This window comes from Thermomicrobiales bacterium (assembly GCA_037045155.1).
In the GTDB taxonomy this organism is placed as follows: Bacteria; Chloroflexota; Chloroflexia; order Thermomicrobiales; family CFX8; genus JAMLIA01.
This window is the reverse complement of the sequence record JBAOIG010000002.1, coordinates 314,248-337,099: the sequence shown is the minus strand read 5'-3', so window position 1 is coordinate 337,099 and position 22,852 is coordinate 314,248. Positions and strand designations below refer to the sequence as shown.

Genomic DNA, 22,852 nt, shown 5'->3' with positions numbered 1-22,852 from the left:
TGCCCAGGATCGAGCAAGGGGGTCGTTCCTGTCCGGTCGTCACCCCCAGACGACATCGCGGTCGAGCGGCCAGATCGGGCGAGCAACGCGCTGGAACGGGAGCGCGTCGAGATTCGACGTCGTCGATCCACCTGTGTCGCAGCGGATGATCTCGCCAGCGATGTCGACGAAGCCGGCCCGGAAGTGCTGCTGCGACTTAAGCGCGACGATGTCGTAGCGCCGCGCGTCGATGCCGTGCAGCAGGAACACCTCGGCGTCGAGTGTCTGCGTCCGGATGGTCGAGACGAGCACGTCGACGTTGCCGATCACCAGCCGCGCCATTGGCCCAAGGTCGACCTGACTACCGGCGCCCATCGGTGTCGTATAGACGAACCGGCCGTCGGTCAGACACTTCACATAGGCGCGCGCCTCGATCGGCGCGCCGTGCAGGTCGTCGCTCTTGCCACCGAGCCGGATGTCGATTGTCGCGCCAACCCCAGCCTCGTGCGCCTGCTGCGCGACCTCAGGATCGGCGATGAAGCCGAAGGCCGCGCGTTCCGGGTTGGCCGCCAGGAGCGCTCGCAGCAGCTGTGTGCCGTCGCCCGGAGCGCCACCGCCGGGATTGTCGGAGACCTCGGCGATCACGACCGGTTGTCGGTCGCCGGCCATTGCCTGCCGGACCGCCTCCTCGGCCCCCGGCAGCGTGACGAGGAACTCGCCGCGCCGCTCCCAGATCGACCGCGCGACCGCCGTCGCTGCCCGCGCGGCCAGCGCCGGGTCGTCGTTCGTCGTCGCGACGACGGTCACGTTGATGTTCGGGATGTCGGTGTGCGGGAAGCCGTGGACGAATGAGACATCCACGATTCCGGGACCGGACTCCCATTCCCAGCACAGCTCGTTGATGTCTTTGGCAACCCCCAGCATCGTCGTCGATGGCGGGATCGTCATCGGCAGCGTGATCATGTGCATCGTCGGCTTCAGCGACCCCTCGACGATCTGCTGCGCCAGCTCGACAGCCTCGATCCCGCGCTCATACATGTCGGTGTGCGGGTAGAGGTGGCAGTTCAGCAGGACGCTGGCATGCTCGACCATCGCCGGCGTCTGGTTCCCGTGCAGGTCAAGCGTGACGACGACCGGCAGGTCTGGCCCGACGACCGCGCGAACCTCGCCCAGCAGCGTGCCCTCCAGGTCGTCGATCCCCTCGGCCACGCCGGCCCCATGCAACGCCAGACAGAGCGCGTCGATCTCGCCGGCCGCGCGGATGCCGGCCAGCAGCCGGTCGCGGATCTCATCGTAGGCCGCCCGCGCGATCGTCGCCGATGGCTCGGTGCTCGTCGCGAAGGTCGGCACGACCTCGACCCCCAGCCGCTCGGCCGCGTCGAGCATCCCGCCCAGGCTATCGCGCACCCCGCGATGGCCGGCTACGATCTCGTCGCCCGTCAGCCAGTGCCTATTCTGAAACGCCTCGACCGGCGTCGTGCCGGCCCGGAACGTGTTCGTCTCGTGGGCGAACTCCCCGATCGCGATCCTCACCTCGGCCCTCACTCTCCTATTCCCATTCCCGTCGATTACGGGACGACGCTATGCAGACCTTCGGATGACACACCCGCAAGCGCGGACAGTGTAGTGCATCCCCCAGCAGCCACCTTCTTCTTTCATTCGAAGGCCGCAGCCGAAGAATCTCCCCCGCGCGGCTATGTTGCATCGCCGAGAGATCGTTCGCTGCAGGACGCACTGGCGACGAAGCCATGATGCTGTGTCACGCAATAGAAAGGGCGCGATAGTTGGCAGGGCGACGGCCAACCATCGTGCCCTGTGAGAAGCTATGGTCAAGCGACCGTTCCTAATCGCCGTAGCGCCAGCGGTGGTAGTGTTGGCCGACGTTGCCCATCTCGACCTGCCACTGGGCGTCGTTGTCCGGCGTGAAGGTCAGGCAACGGCGCTCGAAGCACTGCCAGAGGACGTCGTGCGTCGTGCCATCGACCGCCACCGCCGACCAGTACGCCTCGGTGATCGGTAGGCCCGTCACATAATACGCGTTGTTGTCGTAGTCCGCCCCGATCGCAACCATCCGGTTCCAGAAGACGGACGCCACTGTGTGGTCGATACCCGGCATGGTGACGCGGTGTGCGCCGGTGACGCCGTGCGTCGCCAATGCCTTATCGGCCGTGATCGTGCCCACGCCGTTGATGCGGCTGGTGATCGCGGTCCCAACCACCGCGGCCGGCTTGGCGCGCAGACCGAAGGTGTTGATGTCGGCGTACGTTGGCCCGATGCCGTCGGCGCCGGTCGGGTCGCCAGCGATGTTGACCTCGGCCGGATCGGGGGACTTGTCGAACGTATCGTCGCCGGTCTGATACCAGCCCTCGACCATCTCGACGACCAGCAGGCCGTTGGTTACGTACCAGATCGAGTCCGTATCGCCGGCCGGGTTGTTGATCTCCATCCGGCTCTTGTCGAAGTACTGGACGTTGCGCTTATCGCCAGGGCTGTCGTCGTAGCGCTCCTGGAACACTTTCGTCAGTGGCGTCGGACCCCACGTCCACGTCTCGTCGCTCGCACCGTTGGCGACTGCGAGGTCCGTCCGTTGCCAGATCAGCCGGAAGTAGTCAGCAGAGGAGAACGTGCGCGTGAAGATCGCCTGCGCGGCCGGCTCGCGCCAGTCGTCGCCCTCCTTCGGCCCCTTCCCGGTCATAGCTCCGACCATGTAGCGCTGGCCGCTCGTAGTGGGCATTGCCCCGCCACGGCAGCCTGGCAGGAACATCTCTGTGGATACTGGGGCGGAGAAACGACCGTCGGCGGCGACCAAAGCCCGAGCAACAACGCCGAATTCATCACCCGGCGTCGGGCCAGCGAAGATCGTGACCGTTGTCCCCGTGATAAACCCGCCTCCTGTAGCCATCACCGCCGTGTCGCAACTGCCGGAGTCTGGCGTCAGCGTCAGCGACGCACCAGGCTCCCGTCCCGATGCGGAGACGTTGGTCGCGATGCTGAGTGGGATGGATACTGCTACAAGAACCACTAACAGACCGATAGCTCGGCTCGCGCTGGCGGTTCGTGACATGAGACACCTCCTTGCCAGATCAGCGTAGGTCGAGACGGTTACGACGGGAGTTGCCTCCTCTCTGTTGCTTTTTTATGTTGGCTGGTGGTGCGAGTCTTGCACGCGGAACGTGTCATAGTCGCGTCAACGCTGTTGGCGTCGTTACAAAACCGTTACAGGCAAGCGAGGCATACACGGCTGCTGTACTAGGTATCCTGAGGTGTCGTCACGCCGACGCCACATGATCGCGCCCGTCGTTGCCCTTGGCGCGCAACGTGCCATATCGTCGGTGGCACGAAGCGGTCAGGAGGCAGGAGACTCATGGCGGAGAAGCAGTACAAGGTCGGCGACCACGTCTCGTGGAACTCGGAGGCCGGCCGGGTGCGTGGCACGATCACCCGCGTCGTCACGTCAGAGATCGAGTTCAAGGGCTACACCGTCCACGCCAGCGAGGACGAGCCGCAGTACGAGATCAGGAGCGACAACACCGACCACATCGCGATGCACAAGGGTTCGGCGCTGACGAAGCTGAAGTCGTGACCCAGACGGTCTACACGATCGGGCACTCGAACCGGACGGTCGACGAGCTCGTCGCGCTGCTCCGGCAGGTGGATGTCGATCTGCTGGTCGACGTGCGCGCGTTTCCGCGCTCGCGCTCCATGCCCCAGTTCAACATCGACACCCTCCCAGAGGCGCTCACCGCCAAGGGCATCGGCTACCAGCACATTCGCGCGCTCGGCGGACGGCGGCATCACCCGAAGGGCGCGCCGCCGTCGACGAACACGTTCTGGCGCGTCGCGTCGTTCCGCAACTACGCGGACTATGCCGAGACTGCCGAGTTCCGGGCCGGCCTCGAAGAGCTGCTCGCGCTCGCCAGCGCCAACCGCTGCGCGATCATGTGCGCCGAGGCCGTCTGGTGGCGCTGCCATCGCCGCATCATCACCGACTACCTGCTGGCCCGCGGCATCCCCGTCGAACACATCCTTGGGCCGGGCCAGGTCACCCCAGCGACGATCACCCCCGGCGCTCAGCTCCTCCCCGACGGCACACTGCGCTACCCGGTGCCCAACGACGGCGCATGATCGGCAGCCACTACTGCCGATCCACGACACCCCTCTCCCAACCTTGGGAGAGGGGTGGGAGCCCACTGGGCACAGGTGAGGGCCCTCTTCCTAATCCGCCGCCTTGTCTGCGATCTCCAGCACCTCATCGAGGACCGACAGGCCGCGCTTCGCCTCGGCCGGCGTGATGATCAGCGGCGGGGCGAGGATGACCACGTTCCAGTGGACCATCAGCGCGACGCCCTGGTTCATCGCGGCGCTGGCCATCGCGGCGACCGGGCCCATCTGCGCGCCGGAGGCGTTGAACGGGACTAGCATCTCGCGCGTCTCGCGGTTCTTGACCAGCTCGACGCCCCAGAAGCAGCCGCGGCCGCGGACGTCGCCGATGCTCTTGTGTCGCTTCTGCATCTCGCGCAACGCCGGCCCGATCACGTCGTCGCCGATCATCTTCGCGTTCTCGACGACCTTCTCCTCCTTCATGGCGGTGATCGCGCCGACGCCGGCCGCGCAGGCCAGCGGGTGGCCGGAGTAGGTCAGACCGCCGTAGTAGACCTTGTCCTTGAACTGATCGGCGATCTTCTGCGAGATCACCACCGCGCCGAGCGGCACGTAGCCCGAGGTGATCCCCTTGGCGCAGCTGATGAGGTCCGGCTCGACACCGAAACCCTCCGAGCCGAACCAGTAGCCCGTCCGGCCGAAGCCGGTCATGACCTCGTCGAGGATCATGACGATGCCGTGGCGATCGCAGATCTCGCGGACCCCCTGCAGGTAGCCATCGGGCGGGACGAGGATGCCGTTCGTGCCGACGATCACCTCCAGGATGATCCCGGCCACCGTCTGCGGTCCCTCGTACTGCAGCACCTCTTCCAGGTGCGCCAGCGCCCGGTCGCGCTCCTGCTCCTCGCTCTCGGAGTGGAACGACGAGCGGTAGGTGTACGGGCCCATGAAGTGGACGACGCCGCTGATAGCCGGCTCGGACGCCCAGCGACGTGGGTCGCCGGTCAGCGCGATCGCGCCGTGGGTCGCGCCGTGGTACGAGCGCCAGGCGGCCATGATCTTGTGCCGGCCGGTCGCCATCCGGGCGATCCGGATCGCGTTCTCGTTCGCCTCGGCCCCGCCGTTGGTGAAGAAGGCCATGTTCAGATCACCGGGAGCCAGCTCGGCCAGCAGCGCCGCCAGCTCGCTGGCCGGCTCGTTCGCGAAGCTCGGCTGGATGACGCAGAGCCGGTCGGCCTGCTCCTTGATCGCCGCGACGATCTTCGGGTGCTGGTGGCCGAGGTTTGTGTAGACGAGCTGGCTGGCGAAGTCGAGGTAGCGCTTGCCCTCGAAATCGTAGAACTCGCATCCCTCGCCGCCGGCCACCGGCAGCGGGTTGATCTGCCCCTGGGCCGACCACGAGTGGAAGACGTGCGCCCGATCATTCTGCCGGACGCGATCCTCGGCCTCCATATCCATCAGGACCATCGGTTGCTCCTTTCGTATCTGAACACTGGATGTGGGACACACAGGATGAGCCCCTCGACACCTCGTCTGCCGTATCTGTTGTGCGTCACCATAGCACGCGACGCGCTCATATCCTCCGCCCTCGTCCCACCGTCATGCTTGCCGGTCGTACAGCCTGCCATGCATCCGTAGATAGCGTGGCCGATCGTCGCGATCCGGGACGATGTCGACCCGTTCGCCCGCGCCCGGGCCGGTGGTGACGAGGAAGTCCCGGCCACCGATCGGGGCCAGTGTCTCGGCCGGCCAGGCGACCGGGTCGCCGCCGTTCGGACCGGGCGCGGTCATCTCCAGCCGCAAGTTGCCGCCGTCTGGCACGAGATCGACCGTTGTGTCCGGTCCATGATAGCGGCCGGCGAGCTGGGCCAGCGCATCGTCGGCGAGTGCAACTCGCGGCCGCTCCGGCAGCCGCAGCCCCAGCTCGCGCTCGATCCACCAGCGCTCGACCGCGCGGTTGACGACATCGCCGCGACCACTGTTCGTCAGCAGGACCAGCGCCGACTGCCGCTCCGGCACGACGGTCAGCAGCGACTTGAAGCCGTTGATGCTGCCGCCGTGACCGATCACCTGGACCCCGTCGATCTCGCGCAGATCCCAGCCGATGCCCCACTGGTCGGCCCAGTTCGCTGCCTGGCGCTGCGGCTCGCGCATCGCACGGAGCGCCTCGGCGTTCATCACGCGCTGGCCATTGGATGTTCCATCGCCGAGGTGGAAGCGGGCGAAGCGCAGCAGGTCGGGGATGTTCGCGTAGATCCCGCCGGCCGGCAGGCGGTTGCGCGGATAGTACTGCCCGGCCGGGACGTGCTCGTCGGCGCCGGGGGCCACCTGGTTGTGTCCGATCGCGTGAGGGTGGACGATCGCTTCGTGGGAGAAGAAGCAGGCCCGCTCCAGCCCTAGTGGCTCGAATACGCGCTCGCGCATGATGGCATCGAACGGCTTGCCGGCCACGACCTCGATCACCCGGCCGGCCAGGTGGAAGCCGGAGTTGCAGTAGAACCAGAGCTCGTCCGGCTCGGCATACTGCCGCAGCGTGTGAAACTCGCCGATCGCCCTTGCCAGCGCGTCCTCTCCTAGCCCCTGGTCGACGAAATAGTCGCCGAGCATCCCGGTTCCGTGCGAAAGCAGGTGGCGCGGCGTGATGCGATCCTCGATGCCCGCGCTGCGGAGATCCGCACCCCCGGCAGATACTGGCTCACCGGCGCGTCGAGGTCGAGCGTGCCCTCGTCGGCCAGGATTGTCGCTAGCGTCGCGGTGAACACCTTCGAGATCGACGCGATCCGGCAAAGCGAATCGGTCCGCATCGGCTCGCCGGTCGTCAGCTTGGCGACGCCGAGCGCGCCGGTCCGCTCCTCGCCGTCGCGGAGCACGCCCCAGGCGACTCCCGGCGCAGTCCAGCGCTCCTGCTCGGCGCGGACGATCGTCTCCAGCCCGTCGGTCGTCATATCATCACGCTCCTCGTTCTGTACCAATCCAGCCGCGATCATTGTCCGCATCTGGGACGAATGCGCCAGTCCCGCCCTGACAGCGGTCGCTCGCTGATGAGCCGCGGGAACAATCGAATCTCTGCGGCCGTCGTAGTACTAGATAGATATTCGGCGGACGACGTAGTCCGCGGTCGCGGGGTCGACTGGCGACCCCGGAGAGAGTCAAACTGATGCGCGCACGAACTGGCCGCCAACGTTCTGTATTGCTTCTGACGTTCGTAGCAGCGCTAGCACTGCTGATCAGCGCATGTGGCGCAAGCGGGACCAGCCCGACCGCGACGCCAACGACCACAGCAAGCCCGACACCGGAGGCGATCGCGCACCCGACCGGCGCCGACGAGTACATCCTGCGTATCGCCCAGGAGGGCGGCTTTGTCGCGCCAGCGGCGCTGCTTACGCGGCTGCCGCTCGTTACCCTGGCCGGCAACGGGTGCGCCATTGTCGAGGGTCTGCATACCGACATCTTCCCCGGGCCGGTCTTGCCCAATCTCCTGGAGACGTGTCTGACCGAGTACGGGGTTCAAGGCATCCTGCAGGCTGCGAAGCTCGCCGGCCTGATGAACGGTGACGCTGACTACGGCAACCCGCATGTCGCGGACGCAACGACGACGGCCTTCACGCTCAACGCCGGCGGGAAGACAACGACGGTCAAAGCCTATGCGCTGGGCGAGGCCACGCAATCGACCGGCACGCCGGCGGCCGACGTCGCTCGCCAGAAGCTCGTTGAGCTCCAGAACAAGCTCGCGAATCTGCACGAATGGTTGCCAGCGACAGCATTCAGTGGCGCACAGCATCCATATGAGGTGACCCGGCTGCAGGTCGTCTCGCAGCCCGTTAGCGGTGGCGGCAGTGTCGCGACGCCGGAGGGCATCGCGGTTCAGCACCTCGACTGGCCGCTTGCGACTCCACTGGCCGAGATCGGTCAGCCGTTCAACACCTCCGCGACCATGCGTTGCACGATCGTCCAGGGCGACGACCTTGCGACCCTGATGACGCAACTTCACACAGCGAATCAGCTCACGCAGTGGAATAGCGGCGGCGAGGAATACTCGTTGCTCCTCCGTCCACTGCTGCCGGGCGAGCAGGGGTGCGCAACATAGGGCGCCACAACGTGAGGCCAGTCGGACATAACGTAGACACCCGACGCGCCGGGGCAGCGCCTGTCGCGTCGGGTTCTCCTGGCGAAGAGATCGCGACTCTACCGCACGTACCCCGCGAACTCTCCCAGCGACAGCGTGCCGGCTATCTCGATCCTCGGCTCGATCCACCATTTATCCGGTGACCACCAGGTGCCGCCCCAGGCGTGGACGGCCGCGCGATAGCCGGCCGCCTCGACGGCGCTGGCGACGCGACTGTTCCACGCGCCGTACGGGTAGGCGAAGATATCGACTGGCTGGCCCGAAACTGCCTGCAGCCGGGCGCGGGAATCGACCAGCTCGCTCCGCAGTCGGGCATCGGAGAGTGTCGTCAGGTCCGGGTGGGAGATCGAGTGGCTGCCGATCTCGTGGCCGGCGTCGGCCATCGCCCTGATCTGCCAGTCGGCCAGTGGCGACGCGCCGCTGAGGATGAAGAACGTGCCGCGCATCCCGCGCGCGTTCATCGCCTGTGCGGCCCCCCATTGCGCTGCGTAGCCATCGTCGAACGTGATCGCGACCGGCTTCGATGGCAGAGTCCGGATACCGGCGACCGCGTCGTAGACCTCGGAGATCGTGACCGTGTGATAGCCGTTATCTCGTAGCCAGTCGAGCTGCTGCTCGAAGCGCCAGAGCGGGATCGTGTAGCGGCTGGCGGAGTCGCCAACCTGGTGATACATCAACACCGAGATATCGAACGATCGCGGCGGTGGTGGCGCCCAGAGTGACTCATCGTAGTCGGGCACGCCCTCCTTGCGTGGGGCAGGCGCGGTGTCGAGCCCCAGCCTGGCCGCGCGCTGCGCTCCAAGTCGGCCCAGCAGAACCTCGGAGCGTGTCCCGGCGTACTCCGGGTGGTACTCGAAGCGGGCGCGTTCGAAGTACTGGACCGTATACGTCTGGCCGGTATCGACGTTCACTTCGGAGAGCTCTTCCGAGATCGGATAGCCAAAGATCCGCAGCCCGCCCTGCTTCTCCCAATAGGACTTGAATCCGTAGGCGAGATAGTGGCCGGTCGGCGCGAAGTAGCTACGGGAGGGCGAGTCGGCCGGCGGTGGATTGGCATGGATCGGGACGAAGGCCGGCTCGGTCCTGCCCTCGGCCAACCAGGAGCCGAGCAGCGCGAACTGCACCTCCCACTCGGTTCCAGCATTCTCGGGGTGGTACTCGAAGCGCTCGCGCTCGAAGTACTGCACCGTCAGGCCAGTGTCGGGGTCGGTCATCGCCTCAGTCAGCGGATAGCCGAACGTCGCCAGCCCGCCAAGCCTGCGCCACGTCGAAAGGAACGAGTCGGCGACATGGTGGCCAGTGACCGGGAAGTAGACGACCGTCGGCCCGGCCGCCGCGGCAGTTCGTGGCGTGGCGAGGCTTCCGACCCCGGCCAGCAGCGTTGAAACGACAATCAGGACGACCGGCAGGACACGCATCGGGGGAGACACGGGTCTAGACATAACGATTCTCTGGCTTTCACGAAGAAATCGCCAACGTCAAGTGATGTCGAGCGTGCGCCGATCTTACGCGTATGCGACGGGCATTACACCCCGTTGTCGCCCCTATACTGGGTTACGCGTCCGCATCCGCGTATGGATCTGATTGCGAGGGGCAGGTCGGCGATGGAGCAGTACATCTGTGTAACCTGTGGAACCCAGTATCCGGAGGCCGAGCAGCCGCCGGCCGGCTGTCCGATCTGTCTGGACGACCGCCAGTACGTCAACCCCAATGGCCAGCAGTGGACGACGCTGGAGCGGATTCAGCGAGACCATCGCAACCGCTTCATCTCCCTCGAACCGGGCGTGACGGCGATCCTGCCCGAGCCGAAAGTCGGCATCGGCCAGCGCGCGCACCTGATCGAGACGCCGGCCGGCAACATCCTCTGGGACTGCATTGCCCTGATCGACGACGAGACGATCGCTGAGGTCGAGCGTCGCGGCGGTCTGGCCGGCATCGCGCTCTCGCACCCCCACTACTACACAACGCAGGTGGAGTGGAGCAGGGCGTTTGGCGACGCGCCGGTCTGGATCCACGCTGCCGACCGCGAGTGGGTGATGCGGCCCGACCCGGCGATCCGCTTCTGGGAGGGCGAGGAAACAGAGCTCCTGCCAGATGTGACGATGATCCGTTGCGGCGGGCACTTCCCCGGCGCCAGCGTTCTGCACTGGCCGGCCGGGGCCGATGGGCGCGGCGCGCTCTTCACCGGCGACACCATCCAGGTCATCGCCGATCCGCGCTGGGTCAGCTTCATGTACAGCTACCCGAACGATATCCCGCTCGACCCGGCCACCATCCGCCGCATCGTCGCTGCCGTCGAGCGCCGTCCGTTCGATCGCATCTACGGCGCGTTCGGCGGCTTTGTCCGCGAGGACGCCCTCGGCGCCGTCCGCCGCTCCGCCAATCGCTACATCGAGCACCTGGAGGGACGGGCCGGTCAGTAGGTCGACATCTTCGTTACGCTAAGTAGGCTGTCAATGTCAGATTGTCGGATCGGCAGCCGATCTCTTGTGCTGTCATTCTGAGGCCGCAGCCGAAGAATCTCCCCCACACCGCAGGCAGTCGAACGCGGGAGAGATCCTTCGCGTGCGCGCTCAGGATGACAGAGGCATCGGGTGGCTGCCGGCCCCGCCAGTGTGTCATTCTGAGGCCGCAGCCGAAGAATCTCCCCCACACCGCAGGCAGTCGAACGCGGGAAAGATCCTTCGCGTGCGCGCTCAGGATGACAGAGGCATCGGGTGGCTGCCGGCCCCGCCAGCCTGTCATTCTGAGGCTGCAGCCGAAGAATCTCCCCCACACCGCAGGCAGTCGAACGCGGGAGAGATCCTTCGCGTGCGCGCTCAGGATGACAGAGGCGCCGGGTGGCTGCCGGCCCCGCCAGCCTGTCATTCTGAGGCTGCAGCCGAAGAATCTCCCCCACACCGCAGGCAGTCGAACGCAGGAGAGATCCTTCGCGTGCGCGCTCAGGATGACAGAGGCATCGGGTGGCTGCCGCGCCAACATATGTGCCACTTTGACGTTGACAATCCACTCAACATGACAGGCGTACTGGTGACTGCCGACCTGGCACTTCATGCTAGACACAGCACCCGGAATGACACTCGATACCGCCTCGTCTATCAACCACCCCACACGCGTTCGCGGTCCGCTTCGCGTCCGCGCACCCAGTCCACCTCGGGCGGGTTGGCGGCGACGAGGTCGGGCGCGGCTGGGCGCGTCTCGATGGTGACGCGATGGCCGTCGATGGTGATCATCCGGTATTCGGCGGGGTACTCGGCCAGTGAGGCGGTCGTGACGTGCAGCCAGGCCGGCTCGTCCGTGCTGGAGGCGACGATGTGGTGGAAGTGCTGGTGGCCGGTCAGCAGCAGCGTCCGGTAGCCGGGGCCGGCCAGTGCCGCGATGGTTCGCTCGCCGTCGGTCTGTGTCCCGGCGTTACGGCCGTCGGCGGCCATCGACCGGATGAACGGGGCCTGGTCGACGAAGGGGAAGTGGCCGGCGACAACGAGCAGCGCCGGCCGCGTCGCGACGACTCCCGCCCGCACGGCCTCGATTTGCTCTAGCGGAACGTTGACCCACCAGCGGCCGTCGACCTGCCCCCACCCGGCGTCCAGCACGGCCAGTGCCAGCCCGCCCGGCAATGGAAGTTGCGCACGGTCGGCCAGCCCGACGGGTGCGTGGCCGGCGAAGGCTCGGTCGAACGGCGCGCGGTCCCCTTGAGCGGTTACGTCGTGGTTGCCACGGCAGACGACCCAGGGCGCCTCCAGCCGATCGAGCGCCGCGCGGGCCAGCCGGAGCTCCTCCTCACGAGCGTTATCGGACACGTCGCCGAGGACGATGACGAAGTCGGGGGCATCGCGGTTGATCGCCGCGACGACAGTCTCCGCGGTCTGCTCCGGGTGGTCGGTCAGGAAGCGGTTATGCCAGCGATTCGCTGTCGTCGATCCGATGTGCAGATCGGTAACGACTGCAAATCGAGCGCGAACCAGATCATCCATGCGAATCTCTCCGATCGAAGTTGCTTGCGCCGGTTGCGCGAGATGGCCTTCGCTGATTATCGTATGGCTATCACAACAGCGCGCGTGCGTCTGATAGATCTGTGGGCCGGCATAGGTGAGCCGGACGTTCGTCGTCCGACGGTGTCGAAAGAGGGACGGGGATGGCTGAAGAACGCGAGACACTCGAGCTACTGGAAAATCAGATTCGCGAGATGCGCCGCCGGACACGCGACCTGATCGCCCGGGCGCCTGATGAGTGGCTCTTTCGTCGCGTTGAGTGGACCGACCGCACGATCGGCTGGCATATGAGCCACCTGGCGCGCGAGCTGGATGTTCAGACAGACGCCGCGTTTGGCGCTGGCCGTCGGATGGACGAGGAGTGGGATCGGCTGTTTGAGCCCGAATCCGACCCGGTCGCGCTGGACGCGAGCTTCACGCCAGACCGCATTCACCGCGCGTTTAGCATCACGATCAATCGCTTTCTTGAGCAGCTTGGGCAGGTCGAGGACGACGCGATGCTGATGCGCCGCCGGCGTGGAGGTCCGAAGACACTACTGGAGCGGGTGCTGATCCTCATCTACCACGAGGGCGAGCACGCCAACGGCATCGCGACATTGTTGCACTGGTTCGAGCAGGTGGATGGCGTCGTTGCCGAGGACAACCCGGCCTAGAGCTCCTGCTGCGCGACTTCCAGTCGATGGTCGTTGTGTGAATCAGCGGCCACCGGGGCAGGCGTGCTGCGCCCGAGCGGGCGGACGAGTCGGGTAAGCCCGATCGCGCCGCCCAGCAACGCCACCGCCGCCATCGACAGGAACGTCAGCCGGACGCCGATGCGCGGCATCAGCACGATGACCGGCACGAACGTGCCGACCAGCGATCCGATCGTGCCGAGCGCGTAGATCGTGCCGGCCGACGAGCCGGCCTGCCCGACGCGCGGCACAACGAGCCGGATCGCTGTCGGGGTGACGATCCCCAGCAGGAATGGAGGCACGGTGATCAGCAGCAACACCGAGAGGAACAGACCTGCGCGTAGGCCGCCGGCGTTGAACGTCCACTGCTGGATCTGGTCGACTACCGATCGGCCGGCCAGCGCCAGCAGAACCGTCCAGACGCCGGTCGCGAGCAGACAGAGAGCGATGATCCGGTGGGTCGGGTGGCGGTCGGCCAGCCGGCCGCCGATGGCGTAGCCGAGCGACAGGAAGGCGAAGGTCAGCCCGATCACGATCGACCACAGGTCATTCGTCGTCCCGAATGCCGGCGCCAGCAGCCGTTCGGCGGCCAGCTCGATACCCAGCCCGACGATTCCGGCCAGCACGACGCCCAGTCTCGCATAGGCTCTGACCGTCATCGGGTGTCTCCGTTCGTAGCTCCGGACGGCATGCGGCGCGCTGCCACAGAACTGCCTGTCGTCATCTGTACTCCGGGGCGAGCACCTGGCGCATCCGCGCCAGCGCCGTCTCGAGTCGGTCGAGCGAGCTGGCGTAGGACAGCCGCAGGTAGCCACGTCCCGCTGCGCCAAACGCGCCGCCATCGAGCACCGCGACGCCACCTTCGTCGAGTAGCCGATCGGCGATCGCCGCCGAATCGCCCAGCCGCGAGACGTTCGGGAAGGCGTAGAACGCGCCGGCCGGGACCTGGCAGGTGACGCCGGGGATCGCGTTCAGCCCGGCGACGACGACATCGCGTCGCTGGCGGAACTCCGCCACCATCGCGTCCACCGCCGCCTGGCTGCCAGTCAGCGCCGCCACCCCGGCCACCTGGGTGAATCCCGGCACGCAGGAGTGGGTGTTTACCGCCAGTCGCGTCACCTGCTCGGCCAGCGCGGCCGGCATCACGCCGTAGCCTAGCCGCCAGCCGGTCATCGCGTAGGTCTTCGAGAATCCGTCGAGGATGACTGTCTGCTCGGCCATGCCGGGGCGCGAGGTGATGCTCTCGAACGCGCCGTCGTAGACCATTCGCGAGTAGATCTCGTCGGACAGAACCGGCACGCCGCGCTCGACTGCCAGCCGGGCGATCTCGTCCAGCGCCGCGCTCGGGATGACCCCGCCGGTCGGGTTGTGCGGCGAGTTGAGGATGATCAGCTTCGTCCGCTCGTTCACCAGCGTCCGCAGTGCGTCGGGGTCGACAGCGAAGCCGTCCTCCTCGCGTAGCGTCAGCGGCACTGGCGTCGCCCCGGCGAACGCAACCGCCGAGGCGTAAATCGGGAAGCCGGGGTCGGGGCAGATGACCTCGTCGCCCGGCCCGGCCAGCGCCATGATGACGAAGAACATCACCGGCTTGCCGCCGGGGGTAACCACGACCTGCTCTGGCACGACCGGCACGCCGCGCGTTTGCCCGACGTAGCCGGCGATCGCCTGCCGCAGCGCTGGCGTGCCGGCCGCCGGCGTGTAGTGCGTGTCACCGCGCTGGAGGGCATCGATGCCGGCCTGGACGACGTGCTCCGGCGTGTCGAAATCCGGCTCGCCGATCTCCAGGTGGACGATGTCGCGACCCTGTGCCTCGAGCGCTCGCGCGCGCATCAGCACGTCGAACGCGCTCTCCGTCCCCAGTCGGCTCATCCGCTCTGCCAGTTGCATCTCGCCCGCCTCCTCGCGCCGCGTCATCCCGACTGATAACGATACTCTACGGGGGACGGGGGACGGGGGACGGGGGACGGGGGACGGGGGACGAGGGACGAGGACGGCCCCCGCAACGCGGGGGCCGTTGGTGATCCGCCTGGATGGACGGGGTGGGAACTAATTGACCTTGACGTTGTCCATCGTGACCTTGATCGTGACATTCGTGTTGCCGGCTGGATTTCCCAGCGTCACTGTCCCGAGGCCGCTGGAGAACAGGCTGCCAGAGTATCTCGTTCCGCCGAAGTCGAGGTACCCCTGGGCCGACAGCTCGACACAGTAGTTGCCGGGTGGCATCACCTTCGACGCTGTGAAGGTTGTCGTGTTCAGTGTGAACGTTCCCACTTGCGTGCCGTTACAAGCCTGGCCTGCGACGTCACCCCCAGCCTGCTGGTAGGCGGTGAGCGTGTTGGATGTGACGACTACGCCAGCAGGAAGTTGGCTCTTGCCGTCCTTATCAACGACCTTGACACTGAGATAGCTCTGCTGTGGCGGTGTCGTGCTTGTGGCTGGGACGGTGGTGCTCGTCGCTGGCACGGTGGTGCTTGTCGCGGGTACTGTGGTGCTCGTCGCTGGCGCCGTAGTCTTGGTTGCTGGCACTGTGGTCTTGGTCGCTGGGGCGACAGTGTTCGTCGGCTGACCCGGCGCCACCGTATTGGTTGGCGTCGGTGTCATCGTCGGCTGCCCCGGAACTGTCGTGCTCGTTGGCGTTGGCTCGATGGGGGTCGACGCGGTGCGCCACTGGTAGTAGTGCTGGCCGACGTTGCCGGCCTCGACCTGCCAGCCCGGGCCATTCGCCGGGTTGTAGGTCAGGCAGCGCCGCTGGAAGCACTGCCAGAGCACTGTCTGCGGCGTCCCGCCGATCTTCACCGTCGACCAGTACGCCTCGGTGATCGGATACCCCGTGGCGTAGTACGGGTTCTCGAACAGCGGCCCCTGCACGTACTGCCCGTTCTCGAAGACCGTGCCGGAGGAGTTCATGAACGTCCAGAACACCGAGGCCACCGTGTGGTCGATGCCGGTGACGGTCAGTCGCTCGGCGGCGGTGACGGCGGAAGGTGGTGTCGGGCCACTGGGGAGGATGCCGGTGGCGTCCATCCAGGTTGTGAGGACCGTGCCGACTGGAGTGGCCGGCTGAGACTGGAGGTTGAACGTGTTGATGTCGGCGTAGGTGGGATGCTCGCCCGGGTCGCCAGCGATGTTAACGACGGCGGGGGCGAGGGGCTGGAACTGGGTATCGCCGACCTGCATCTGCCCGGTGACCATCTCGACGACGAGGAGGCCGTTGGTGACATCCCACGGGGCAGTGGCGCGCCAGGAGTTGTCCTCCATGCGGGACTTATCGAAGTACTGGACGGTGCGGACGCCACCGGGGGCGTCGGCGTAGGGTTCCTGGAGCGGGCCGGTGTTGGCGCTCGGTCCCCACATCCATGTGCGGTTGGCCTGACCGCTGGTAACGGGCTGGTCGGTGCGTGCCCAGGTGCGCTGGAACGCCGCTGTCGCCGGTGCGTCGGCGGCCGCGGAGAGGATCGCCAGTTGGGCGATTGCGAGTGTCAGGAGCGCAGTGCCGATGAGGGAGGCCGCGACCCATCTGGGACGACGGGACCAGTGGCGCGCATATCGTTCGATCACGGGCATGACGCACATCGCTTTCTAGGTTGGCGGGATCTGGGTGTGTCCCGGTTGATGAGGATGGCAGTTCCCGCGGAGCCTCCTAATTTAGCGCGGGCGCGCGGTTCGCTCCGACCTCCAGGGTCTGTGGCGCAGTATGGAGGCTTTCGTTGCAGGTGTCAACATTGTGTTCATGAGGGACACAGGACGCGGCGAGCAGCGGTGTTTCTTCATCTATGCGGCCGGCATCTCCGCAATCCCCTCCCCGCGTCTCGACGGTTAGAAGCTGCCGCCGGCCGCGCCGCTGCCAGCCGACGCCCCGGTCGCCCCGGCCCCGCCACCTGACGGCGCGACGCTGCTGTTGAAGGCGACCCAGTAGGGAAAAAAGCCATTGGAGTATGCGCCGCTGGCCGCTGGTCCCCCCATCCATGCGGGGAGATAGCCGGCCGCGCTGGCATGCTCCAGCCGCTTGCTGAACGACTGCCCGGCGCTGAGCGCCAGCGCGTAGGGCACGGCAGTGTCGAGGTCGATATCCACCTGTGGGTTCTTTCCGGCCAAACGCAGGTAACGTTGGTAGCCGCGCCACGGCGCAGCCACCTTGTCCCCCTCCAGCGTCGTATTCGGGATGATTGCCGAGAGGACGAGCGCGAGTGTCCCGATCATCCCAAGCGGGACGAAGCCGATCAACACCCAGGGGCTCTCGGCGACGATAGCAAGCACGACGGCAATGAGCGTCAGGGTATAGAGGATCGTTCCGGTGATCCAGAACGGCTGGCGCTGCGCGCTGGTGTCCGAGGCGAACCAGCCGCGGGCGATCAGCTCGGCGCGGATTGCCTTGCGGATGCCGCCCCACGACTTGCGTACTTTGCCGAGCTGCTTGGTTCCGATCGTGCCGGCCGGGTCTGCCTGGCTGGCCAGCGCATCCCAGATCATCCGCTCGTAGCCCGGCTGGATGACCGACTCGTCGACGAGCCGGATCTGAATCTTCTTCTTGCCCACCGGCTCGATCGCCAGTCCGCCGCGGGCGGTCAGATCGAGCAGCGTTGCGCCTATTGCGGTGTCGGAGACCGAACCTGCCACCAGCGAGCCGGCCAGCGCTGGCGACAGGTCGGTTGGCGGTGTCGTTGCCGGCTCGACCGGCGCGTTCGACAGCCGCCGCGTCGGGATACGATGCGCGAGGAACCAGCCAGCCACGGCGCTGGCAACGATGCCGATGATGTTCAGGATGCTTAGCGGACCTCCGGCGACAGCGTCGGCGAACTCCCTGGCAGCGCTGGGCGGCGGCGGCGGGGGCGGGCCGAATGAGAGGTTGTGTTCGATCGCATCCAGCGCCAGGATGGTCGCCCCGGTGATGTCGCCGCCTTTCAGCACCGGCTGCATATCGTCGGCGATCCGGTTCAGCTCATACCGCGGCAGATTGCCATCAACCAGCGACCTGCCGGCGATCACGGCGTAGTCGCCATGCTGCAGGTCGCCCGGCTTGAGGTTGAAGAAGATGACGATGCCGTTGCGAGCGTCCGGCGCGGACTGGATGTCCCACGCTTCCATCAGATCGCGGCCGTCGGCGACGGTCTTGTCGTAGTCCGCATCGCGCGCCTGCAGGAAGACGACGACCGGCGAGCCAGCGGCTTCGACTGCGGCGGCCCGCTCCTCGATCCGCGCAACCTCGTCTGCCGTCAGCGCCCCGGCCCGGTCGTAGACGCGCTGCCCGGGAACCGGCTGGCCGAAGTCGGCTGCCAATGTCGCGGCCGGCAGCGCGACAATCGCCAGCAGCGCAGCGAGCGCCACCAGCCAGGGCCATCGATATGCTCGTATCCGCATCGCTTCGCTCCTCCCTTCCCGGTCTTGTATCATGCCGGAACAGTACCAACTGGACTGGGACGATGGGAAAGGGGCTGGGTGGCAGGGCGGCTGGAGCGGCGGTCCATCGGACTTGTCCCGGCATCAGCGACGTCCGACGCGACACTGCTGGTGTTGGCGCGCGGCGTGCGGGCGTTCGCCGATGGCTTCATCAGCGTCTTGTTGCCGGTCTACCTGCTGACGCTGGGGTTCTCAGAATTTCGGGTCGGCGCGATCTCGACCGCGACGCTGCTTGGCTCGGCGGCGCTGACGCTGCTGATCGGGCTCGTCGCCTACCGCTTGCGCCGGCGCAGCCTGCTACTCGGCGCGGCGATGCTGATGGCCGCCACCGGCGTTGCCTTCGCAACGGTGCACTCCTTCTGGCCGCTTGTGCTGGTCGCCTTCCTCGGCACGCTCAACCCCTCGGCTGGCGATGTCAGCGTCTTCCTGCCGCTGGAGCAGACGCTTCTGCCGCAGACTGTCGACGACCGCGAGCGCACATCCCTCTTCGCCCGCTACGGACTGGTCGCCTCGCTGGCTGGCGCGGTCGGTGCGCTTGCGGCCGGAACTCCGGCGCTGATCGCGCGTGAATCATCGCTCTCGCTCCGTCAGGCGCTGGAGGGGATGTTTCTCGTCTACGCCGTCATCGCGCTCGTGGCAATGGCGTTCTACCGCCATCTCTCCCCGGCGATCGAGCCGCCGGCCGATCAGCCGCCGGTCCCGCTGCGCGAGTCGAAGCGCATCGTCTATACCCTGGCCGCGCTCTTCAGCCTCGACACCTTCGGCAGCGGCTTCGTTGTGCAGTCGCTGCTGGCGCTCTGGCTGTTCCAACGCTTCGATCTGTCGATCGCGACGACCGCAACGATCTTTTTCTGGACGGGGCTGTTCTCGGCGGTGTCCTATCCGGTCGCCGCCTGGCTCTCGCGGCGGATAGGGCTGGTGAACACGATGGTCTTCAGCCATCTGCCGGCCAATATCTTCCTCATCCTCGTGCCGTTCATGCCCAGCCTCGGCCTGGCGATCGCGCTACTCCTGGCCCGCAGCCTGCTGTCGCAGATGGATGTGCCGACGCGTAACTCCTACGTCATGGCGGTCGTGACGCCGGCCGAACGGCCGGCAGCCGCCAGCGTGACGGCAGTGCCGCGCAGCCTGGCTTCATCCGCCAGCCCGCTAATCTCCGGCTGGCTGCTTTCGATCTCGCCGTTCGGCTGGCCACTGGTTATCGCCGGCTCGCTCAAGGCCACCTACGACCTGCTGCTGCTGGCGATGTTCAAGTCCGTCCGCCCTCCCGAGGAGCGCTGACGGGCGGGGCGCTGCGGCAGCGACGCCTCGTGTCCTGCCGTCCTTCGTCTTCGGCTGGGATCGGCAGACTGCCCCTTCCCCCTGTCATGTTGAGTGGGCTGTCAACGCCAAAGTGGCACATACGTGGGCGCGGCAGCCACCCCCGTGGCCTGTCATCTTGAGCCGCAGCGAAAGATCTCTCCTGCGTTGGACTGTCACATGCCTGGGGGAGATCGTTCGGTTGCGACCTCAAGATGCCAGAGGGAGGGGCAGGCTGCCGATCGGACAGTCTGACGTTGACAACCCGCTCAGTGGACTGTCAACGCCAAAGTGGCACATACGTGGGCGCGGCAGCCACGCCCGTGGCCTGTCATCTTGAGCGCGCACGCGAAGAATCTCTCCTGCGTTGGCTGGCATCGAACGGGTGGGAGATCTTTCGCTGAGGCTCAAGATGACAGGATAAACGGCACGCTACCGATCGGACAGTCTGACATTGACAGCCCACTCAGGATGACAGGACACGGGCGTGGCTGCCGGCCCGGACAGATACGCGCTGACGGACGATTCGGGATGACGGAGAACGAGGCTGGCTGCTGGACTCACGACCCCGGCGGGCCGACACGGATCGCTCGCGGGCGGCCACGGATGACGACCGTGATCCCGCCGATCAGCAGCAGCGCAATCCCGACCGCAACCCACGGCTGCCGCTTCGGGACGGTCCGGTCGAGGTGCGCGAGCATGTCCGCCGACTCGTCGAGCGGCGCAGTCCCCGTGCAGGCGTCGGTGTAGATGCGCGGGGTCTCATCCACACGGACGCCGTAGACGAGGTAGTCGATGCCCGACTGGAAACGGACCGGGTAGATCCCCGATGAGACCGTCACCTGCGCGGGAGCGAGCACTTCGCCCTTCCAGACGCGGTCAACTGACATCGTCGTGTTCCACGGTGGCGGCTTGCTCAGATCGTCGGTCGAGATGACGCGGCCGCTGAAGATGACGCCGGCGTTGTCATAGGCTACGTCGGGCGTGTGAATACGGCAGATCGCTTTCGCCTGCCCGGGCAGCGCAAGCGTTGTAGCGACGACGATCAGCAGACCGGCGATTCTCCACATCGATATCACCTCCGCTCGCGATGGTGTGGCCGCGACGCACTGCCTGGCGATAGAACCAGACCCCCCGCCCTGGTCGGACGGGGGGCCGGGAAAAGGGGGTAGGGGGTGGAATTAGCGGATCAGGCCGGACTGGCTGGGCTGGAGTGCCATCTGCTGGAGCCGGGCCACGCGCTCTTCCGTCGGCGGGTGCGTGCTGAATAGCTTGCTGACGTTTACCCCCGCCACCGGATTGACGATATACAAGTGCTGGGTCGCCGGGCTGGCCTTCGCCATCGGCCGGCGCTGAACGCCGTATTGCAGCTTCTCCAGCGCGCTGGCCAGCGGCAGCGGGTCGCCGAGGATCCGCGCGCCGGTCGCGTCGGCCGAGAACTCGCGCGAGCGCGAGATGGCCAGCTGAATGATCATCGCCGCGATCGGGGCCAGGATTGCTAGCGCCAGCATGCCGACGACATTGCCGCCCTCTTCGCTATTGCGACCGAAGCCGCCGAAGATGGCGCCCCACTTCAGCATGCTGGCGATCCAGGTGATCGCGCCGGCCACCGTCGCAACGACGGCGCTGATGAGGGTGTCACGGTTGCGGATGTGGGCCAGCTCGTGAGCGAGCACGCCGGCCAGCTCGTCCTTGTTCAGCAGGTGCTGGATACCGGTCGTGACCGCGACAGCCGCGTGTTCGGGATTGCGCCCCGTCGCGAAGGCGTTCGGGCTCTCGTTCTCGATGATGTAGACGCGTGGCTTCGGCAGGCGGGCCAGCATCGCCAGATGCTCGATCATGCTGTGCAGCTCGGGCGCTTCCTCCGGGCTGACCTCGCGCGCGCCGGCCATGCGCAGCGCCAGCTTGTCGGAGAACCACCAGGCGCCCATGTTCATCACCAGCGCGATCAGCAGGAAAACCGCCGCGCCGCCAGCGCCGCCGACATACTGGCCGATCAGCACCAGCAGCATTGTCAGGGTAGTCAGCAGCCCAACAGTCTTGATCGTGTTTCCGGTCGTCATGGCCGGAGGCCCTCCATGGGTACAAATTCAGATCCAGCCAGTATCCAGATGCCGGCTAGATCTATCATGCGCCCACAGCATGACAGACGCATGAAGGAGGCGTGAAGGGATCGGGACTGTCGAGACGCGGGAGGTGAGACGCGATATTGCAGTCTTCTGTATCCGCTCGTTCCGTTACTCAGCACACAATGCCGGTGGCCACTCCGCGCTATGCTACTGTCGCCGTCTATCGGAGTTGGGCGCGCAGGCGCCTTCATCGGGAGGGGACACGTGGCGACGCAGACCATCCATCCGGACATGCAGCCGCTGCTCGACGCGCGCGAGCAGGCAGATGCCCTCGTTGGCCCGCAAGGCGAGACGCCCGAGGACGCCCGCCGCTGGTGGCGCGTCTACGCGAGCATCCTCCCCCAGCCTCGCCCCGCCGATATGCATGTCTTCGACGCGACGATCCCCGCCGGCCACGGCGGCGTCCCCGTGCGCGTCTACCAGCCCGCTGGCCGGAGCGGCGCGCGACCGTGCGTCCTCTATATGCACGGCGGCGGCTTCATGCTGGGCGACCTCGACACCTCCGACGGCAACGCCTGGGGCTACGCCCAGGAGACCGGCGCGGCAGTCGTCAGCATCGACTACCGCCTGACGCCCGAGCACCCCTACCCGGCGGCGTTCGATGACTGCTACGGCGTCTTGACCTGGCTGGCGGCGAATCCGGACGAGGTCGGCATCGACGCCGGCCGCATCGCTGTTGTGGGCGATAGCGCCGGTGGCATGCTCGGCGCGGCGTTGGCGCTCGCCTCGCGCGACCGTGGCGGCCCGCCGATCGCGGCTCAGGCGCTGCTCTACGGCTGGTTCGGGCTCGAGCAGGACGCCGGGTCGTACGTCGAGTTCGCCGATGGGCCGGGGCTGACCAGCGCGAGCATGCACCGGTTCGACCGGCTCTACCTTCCGGACGATCCCGATAGCGCCGATCCCTACGCGCGGCCCGTCCGCGCGCTCGACTTCACCAACCTGCCGCCCGCGCTCGTCCATGCGGCCGGCATCGACCCCATCCGCGACGACAGCCGCTTTTTCGCCGCACGCCTTGCGCTGGCCGGCACGCCGGTCACCTACCGCGAGGCGCGCGGGATGATCCACGGCTTCCTGCGCGCTCGCTCTGCCGGTCCCGGCGCCCACGCCGAGTTCACCGTCGCCTGCGCCTTCCTCCGCGAGCACCTCGGCAGCTAGTCG

At 66.8% G+C, this 22,852-nt stretch carries 20 protein-coding genes; 7 read left to right on the top strand and 13 right to left on the bottom strand.

The window, feature by feature from the left end; translation table 11 throughout:
- Window positions 1-39 precede the first annotated feature (39 nt).
- Together V9F06_01750 and V9F06_01745 are read right to left on the bottom strand one after the other, a co-directional pair.
- Window positions 40-1,512, bottom strand: a complete 1,473-nt coding sequence (locus V9F06_01750; protein MEI2616347.1) for a M81 family metallopeptidase — start codon at window positions 1,510-1,512, stop codon at window positions 40-42.
- A gap of 310 nt (window positions 1,513-1,822) precedes the next feature.
- Window positions 1,823-3,043 carry a hypothetical protein gene (locus tag V9F06_01745; GenBank protein MEI2616346.1) on the bottom strand — a complete coding sequence of 407 codons (1,221 nt, stop codon included), beginning with the start codon at window positions 3,041-3,043 and terminating at the stop codon, window positions 1,823-1,825.
- Window positions 3,044-3,343: 300 nt separating this feature from the next.
- On the opposite strand from V9F06_01745, the gene V9F06_01740 reads away from it, so the two are divergent.
- Together V9F06_01740 and V9F06_01735 are read left to right on the top strand one after the other, a co-directional pair.
- Window positions 3,344-3,562 carry a DUF2945 domain-containing protein gene (locus V9F06_01740; protein ID MEI2616345.1) on the top strand — a complete coding sequence of 73 codons (219 nt, stop codon included), beginning with the start codon at window positions 3,344-3,346 and terminating at the stop codon, window positions 3,560-3,562.
- Window positions 3,559-4,104 carry a DUF488 domain-containing protein gene (locus V9F06_01735; GenBank protein MEI2616344.1) on the top strand — a complete coding sequence of 182 codons (546 nt, stop codon included), beginning with the start codon at window positions 3,559-3,561 and terminating at the stop codon, window positions 4,102-4,104. The genes V9F06_01740 and V9F06_01735 overlap by 4 nt, the downstream gene beginning before the upstream one ends.
- Before the next feature lie 90 nt (window positions 4,105-4,194).
- On the opposite strand, the gene V9F06_01730 is transcribed toward V9F06_01735, so the two are convergent.
- The 3 genes from V9F06_01730 to V9F06_01720 all read right to left on the bottom strand — a co-directional run bounded on the left by V9F06_01730 (window position 4,195) and on the right by V9F06_01720 (window position 7,025).
- Complete coding sequence (locus V9F06_01730) at window positions 4,195-5,547, bottom strand: aspartate aminotransferase family protein (protein MEI2616343.1); 1,353 nt, start codon at window positions 5,545-5,547, stop codon at window positions 4,195-4,197.
- Between the two features lie 132 nt (window positions 5,548-5,679).
- Window positions 5,680-6,687, bottom strand: coding sequence for a serine hydrolase (locus V9F06_01725; GenBank protein ID MEI2616342.1), 1,008 nt, complete (start codon window positions 6,685-6,687; stop codon window positions 5,680-5,682).
- A complete protein-coding gene (locus tag V9F06_01720) occupies window positions 6,654-7,025 on the bottom strand; it encodes a serine hydrolase domain-containing protein (GenBank protein ID MEI2616341.1) in 372 nt (123 codons plus the stop codon). Before V9F06_01720 ends, V9F06_01725 begins: the two co-directional genes overlap by 34 nt.
- A gap of 212 nt (window positions 7,026-7,237) precedes the next feature.
- Between V9F06_01720 and V9F06_01715 the strand changes: the two genes are divergently transcribed.
- The gene (locus V9F06_01715; protein MEI2616340.1) at window positions 7,238-8,167 is read left to right on the top strand and encodes a hypothetical protein; all 930 of its coding nucleotides are present in this window, start codon (window positions 7,238-7,240) and stop codon (window positions 8,165-8,167) included.
- A 98-nt stretch (window positions 8,168-8,265) separates the two neighbouring features.
- On the opposite strand, the gene V9F06_01710 is transcribed toward V9F06_01715, so the two are convergent.
- On the bottom strand, window positions 8,266-9,648 hold the full coding sequence (locus V9F06_01710) for a polysaccharide deacetylase family protein (GenBank protein ID MEI2616339.1): 1,383 nt from the start codon (window positions 9,646-9,648) through the stop codon (window positions 8,266-8,268).
- Window positions 9,649-9,810: 162 nt separating this feature from the next.
- Here V9F06_01710 and V9F06_01705 point away from each other — a divergent pair, with 162 nt between their 5' ends.
- Window positions 9,811-10,629, top strand: coding sequence for a hypothetical protein (locus V9F06_01705; protein ID MEI2616338.1), 819 nt, complete (start codon window positions 9,811-9,813; stop codon window positions 10,627-10,629).
- A 675-nt stretch (window positions 10,630-11,304) separates the two neighbouring features.
- On the opposite strand, the gene V9F06_01700 is transcribed toward V9F06_01705, so the two are convergent.
- Window positions 11,305-12,180, bottom strand: a complete 876-nt coding sequence (locus tag V9F06_01700) for a metallophosphoesterase (protein ID MEI2616337.1) — start codon at window positions 12,178-12,180, stop codon at window positions 11,305-11,307.
- A gap of 161 nt (window positions 12,181-12,341) precedes the next feature.
- Between V9F06_01700 and V9F06_01695 the strand changes: the two genes are divergently transcribed.
- On the top strand, window positions 12,342-12,851 hold the full coding sequence (locus tag V9F06_01695) for a DinB family protein (GenBank protein MEI2616336.1): 510 nt from the start codon (window positions 12,342-12,344) through the stop codon (window positions 12,849-12,851).
- On the opposite strand, the gene V9F06_01690 is transcribed toward V9F06_01695, so the two are convergent.
- The 4 genes from V9F06_01690 to V9F06_01675 form a co-directional block, all read right to left on the bottom strand.
- The gene (locus tag V9F06_01690; GenBank protein ID MEI2616335.1) at window positions 12,848-13,528 is read right to left on the bottom strand and encodes a fused MFS/spermidine synthase; all 681 of its coding nucleotides are present in this window, start codon (window positions 13,526-13,528) and stop codon (window positions 12,848-12,850) included. The two genes, V9F06_01695 and V9F06_01690, sit on opposite strands and share 4 nt — an antisense overlap.
- Window positions 13,529-13,589: 61 nt before the next feature.
- The gene (locus tag V9F06_01685; GenBank protein MEI2616334.1) at window positions 13,590-14,756 is read right to left on the bottom strand and encodes a pyridoxal phosphate-dependent aminotransferase; all 1,167 of its coding nucleotides are present in this window, start codon (window positions 14,754-14,756) and stop codon (window positions 13,590-13,592) included.
- Window positions 14,757-14,915: 159 nt separating this feature from the next.
- Window positions 14,916-16,433 (bottom strand): hypothetical protein, encoded by a 1,518-nt coding sequence (locus tag V9F06_01680; protein MEI2616333.1) that lies wholly within the window; start codon window positions 16,431-16,433, stop codon window positions 14,916-14,918.
- A gap of 252 nt (window positions 16,434-16,685) precedes the next feature.
- Window positions 16,686-18,227 carry a TPM domain-containing protein gene (locus V9F06_01675; GenBank protein ID MEI2616332.1) on the bottom strand — a complete coding sequence of 514 codons (1,542 nt, stop codon included), beginning with the start codon at window positions 18,225-18,227 and terminating at the stop codon, window positions 16,686-16,688.
- A gap of 78 nt (window positions 18,228-18,305) precedes the next feature.
- On the opposite strand from V9F06_01675, the gene V9F06_01670 reads away from it, so the two are divergent.
- Window positions 18,306-19,547, top strand: a complete 1,242-nt coding sequence (locus V9F06_01670) for an MFS transporter (protein MEI2616331.1) — start codon at window positions 18,306-18,308, stop codon at window positions 19,545-19,547.
- A 578-nt stretch (window positions 19,548-20,125) separates the two neighbouring features.
- Here V9F06_01670 and V9F06_01665 read toward each other — a convergent pair.
- Both V9F06_01665 and V9F06_01660 read right to left on the bottom strand, forming a co-directional pair.
- Window positions 20,126-20,635, bottom strand: a complete 510-nt coding sequence (locus V9F06_01665; GenBank protein ID MEI2616330.1) for a hypothetical protein — start codon at window positions 20,633-20,635, stop codon at window positions 20,126-20,128.
- Window positions 20,636-20,746: 111 nt separating this feature from the next.
- The gene (locus V9F06_01660; protein ID MEI2616329.1) at window positions 20,747-21,628 is read right to left on the bottom strand and encodes a zinc metalloprotease HtpX; all 882 of its coding nucleotides are present in this window, start codon (window positions 21,626-21,628) and stop codon (window positions 20,747-20,749) included.
- A gap of 270 nt (window positions 21,629-21,898) precedes the next feature.
- Here V9F06_01660 and V9F06_01655 point away from each other — a divergent pair, with 270 nt between their 5' ends.
- Complete coding sequence (locus V9F06_01655; GenBank protein MEI2616328.1) at window positions 21,899-22,849, top strand: alpha/beta hydrolase; 951 nt, start codon at window positions 21,899-21,901, stop codon at window positions 22,847-22,849.
- Window positions 22,850-22,852: the final 3 nt, after the last annotated feature.

Coding starts and splice junctions, on each gene's coding strand:
- V9F06_01700 (MEI2616337.1), bottom strand. CDS start 12,180: ATGGATGATCTGGTTCGCGCTCGATTTGCAGTCGTTACCGATCTGCAC.
- V9F06_01705 (MEI2616338.1), top strand. CDS start 9,811: ATGGAGCAGTACATCTGTGTAACCTGTGGAACCCAGTATCCGGAGGCC.
- V9F06_01680 (MEI2616333.1), bottom strand. CDS start 16,433: ATGCCCGTGATCGAACGATATGCGCGCCACTGGTCCCGTCGTCCCAGA.
- V9F06_01730 (MEI2616343.1), bottom strand. CDS start 5,547: ATGGTCCTGATGGATATGGAGGCCGAGGATCGCGTCCGGCAGAATGAT.
- V9F06_01745 (MEI2616346.1), bottom strand. CDS start 3,043: ATGTCACGAACCGCCAGCGCGAGCCGAGCTATCGGTCTGTTAGTGGTT.
- V9F06_01665 (MEI2616330.1), bottom strand. CDS start 20,635: ATGTGGAGAATCGCCGGTCTGCTGATCGTCGTCGCTACAACGCTTGCG.
- V9F06_01685 (MEI2616334.1), bottom strand. CDS start 14,756: ATGCAACTGGCAGAGCGGATGAGCCGACTGGGGACGGAGAGCGCGTTC.
- V9F06_01660 (MEI2616329.1), bottom strand. CDS start 21,628: ATGACGACCGGAAACACGATCAAGACTGTTGGGCTGCTGACTACCCTG.
- V9F06_01695 (MEI2616336.1), top strand. CDS start 12,342: ATGGCTGAAGAACGCGAGACACTCGAGCTACTGGAAAATCAGATTCGC.
- V9F06_01710 (MEI2616339.1), bottom strand. CDS start 9,648: ATGTCTAGACCCGTGTCTCCCCCGATGCGTGTCCTGCCGGTCGTCCTG.
- V9F06_01720 (MEI2616341.1), bottom strand. CDS start 7,025: ATGACGACCGACGGGCTGGAGACGATCGTCCGCGCCGAGCAGGAGCGC.
- V9F06_01715 (MEI2616340.1), top strand. CDS start 7,238: ATGCGCGCACGAACTGGCCGCCAACGTTCTGTATTGCTTCTGACGTTC.
- V9F06_01725 (MEI2616342.1), bottom strand. CDS start 6,687: ATGCTCGGCGACTATTTCGTCGACCAGGGGCTAGGAGAGGACGCGCTG.
- V9F06_01690 (MEI2616335.1), bottom strand. CDS start 13,528: ATGACGGTCAGAGCCTATGCGAGACTGGGCGTCGTGCTGGCCGGAATC.
- V9F06_01675 (MEI2616332.1), bottom strand. CDS start 18,227: ATGCGGATACGAGCATATCGATGGCCCTGGCTGGTGGCGCTCGCTGCG.
- V9F06_01740 (MEI2616345.1), top strand. CDS start 3,344: ATGGCGGAGAAGCAGTACAAGGTCGGCGACCACGTCTCGTGGAACTCG.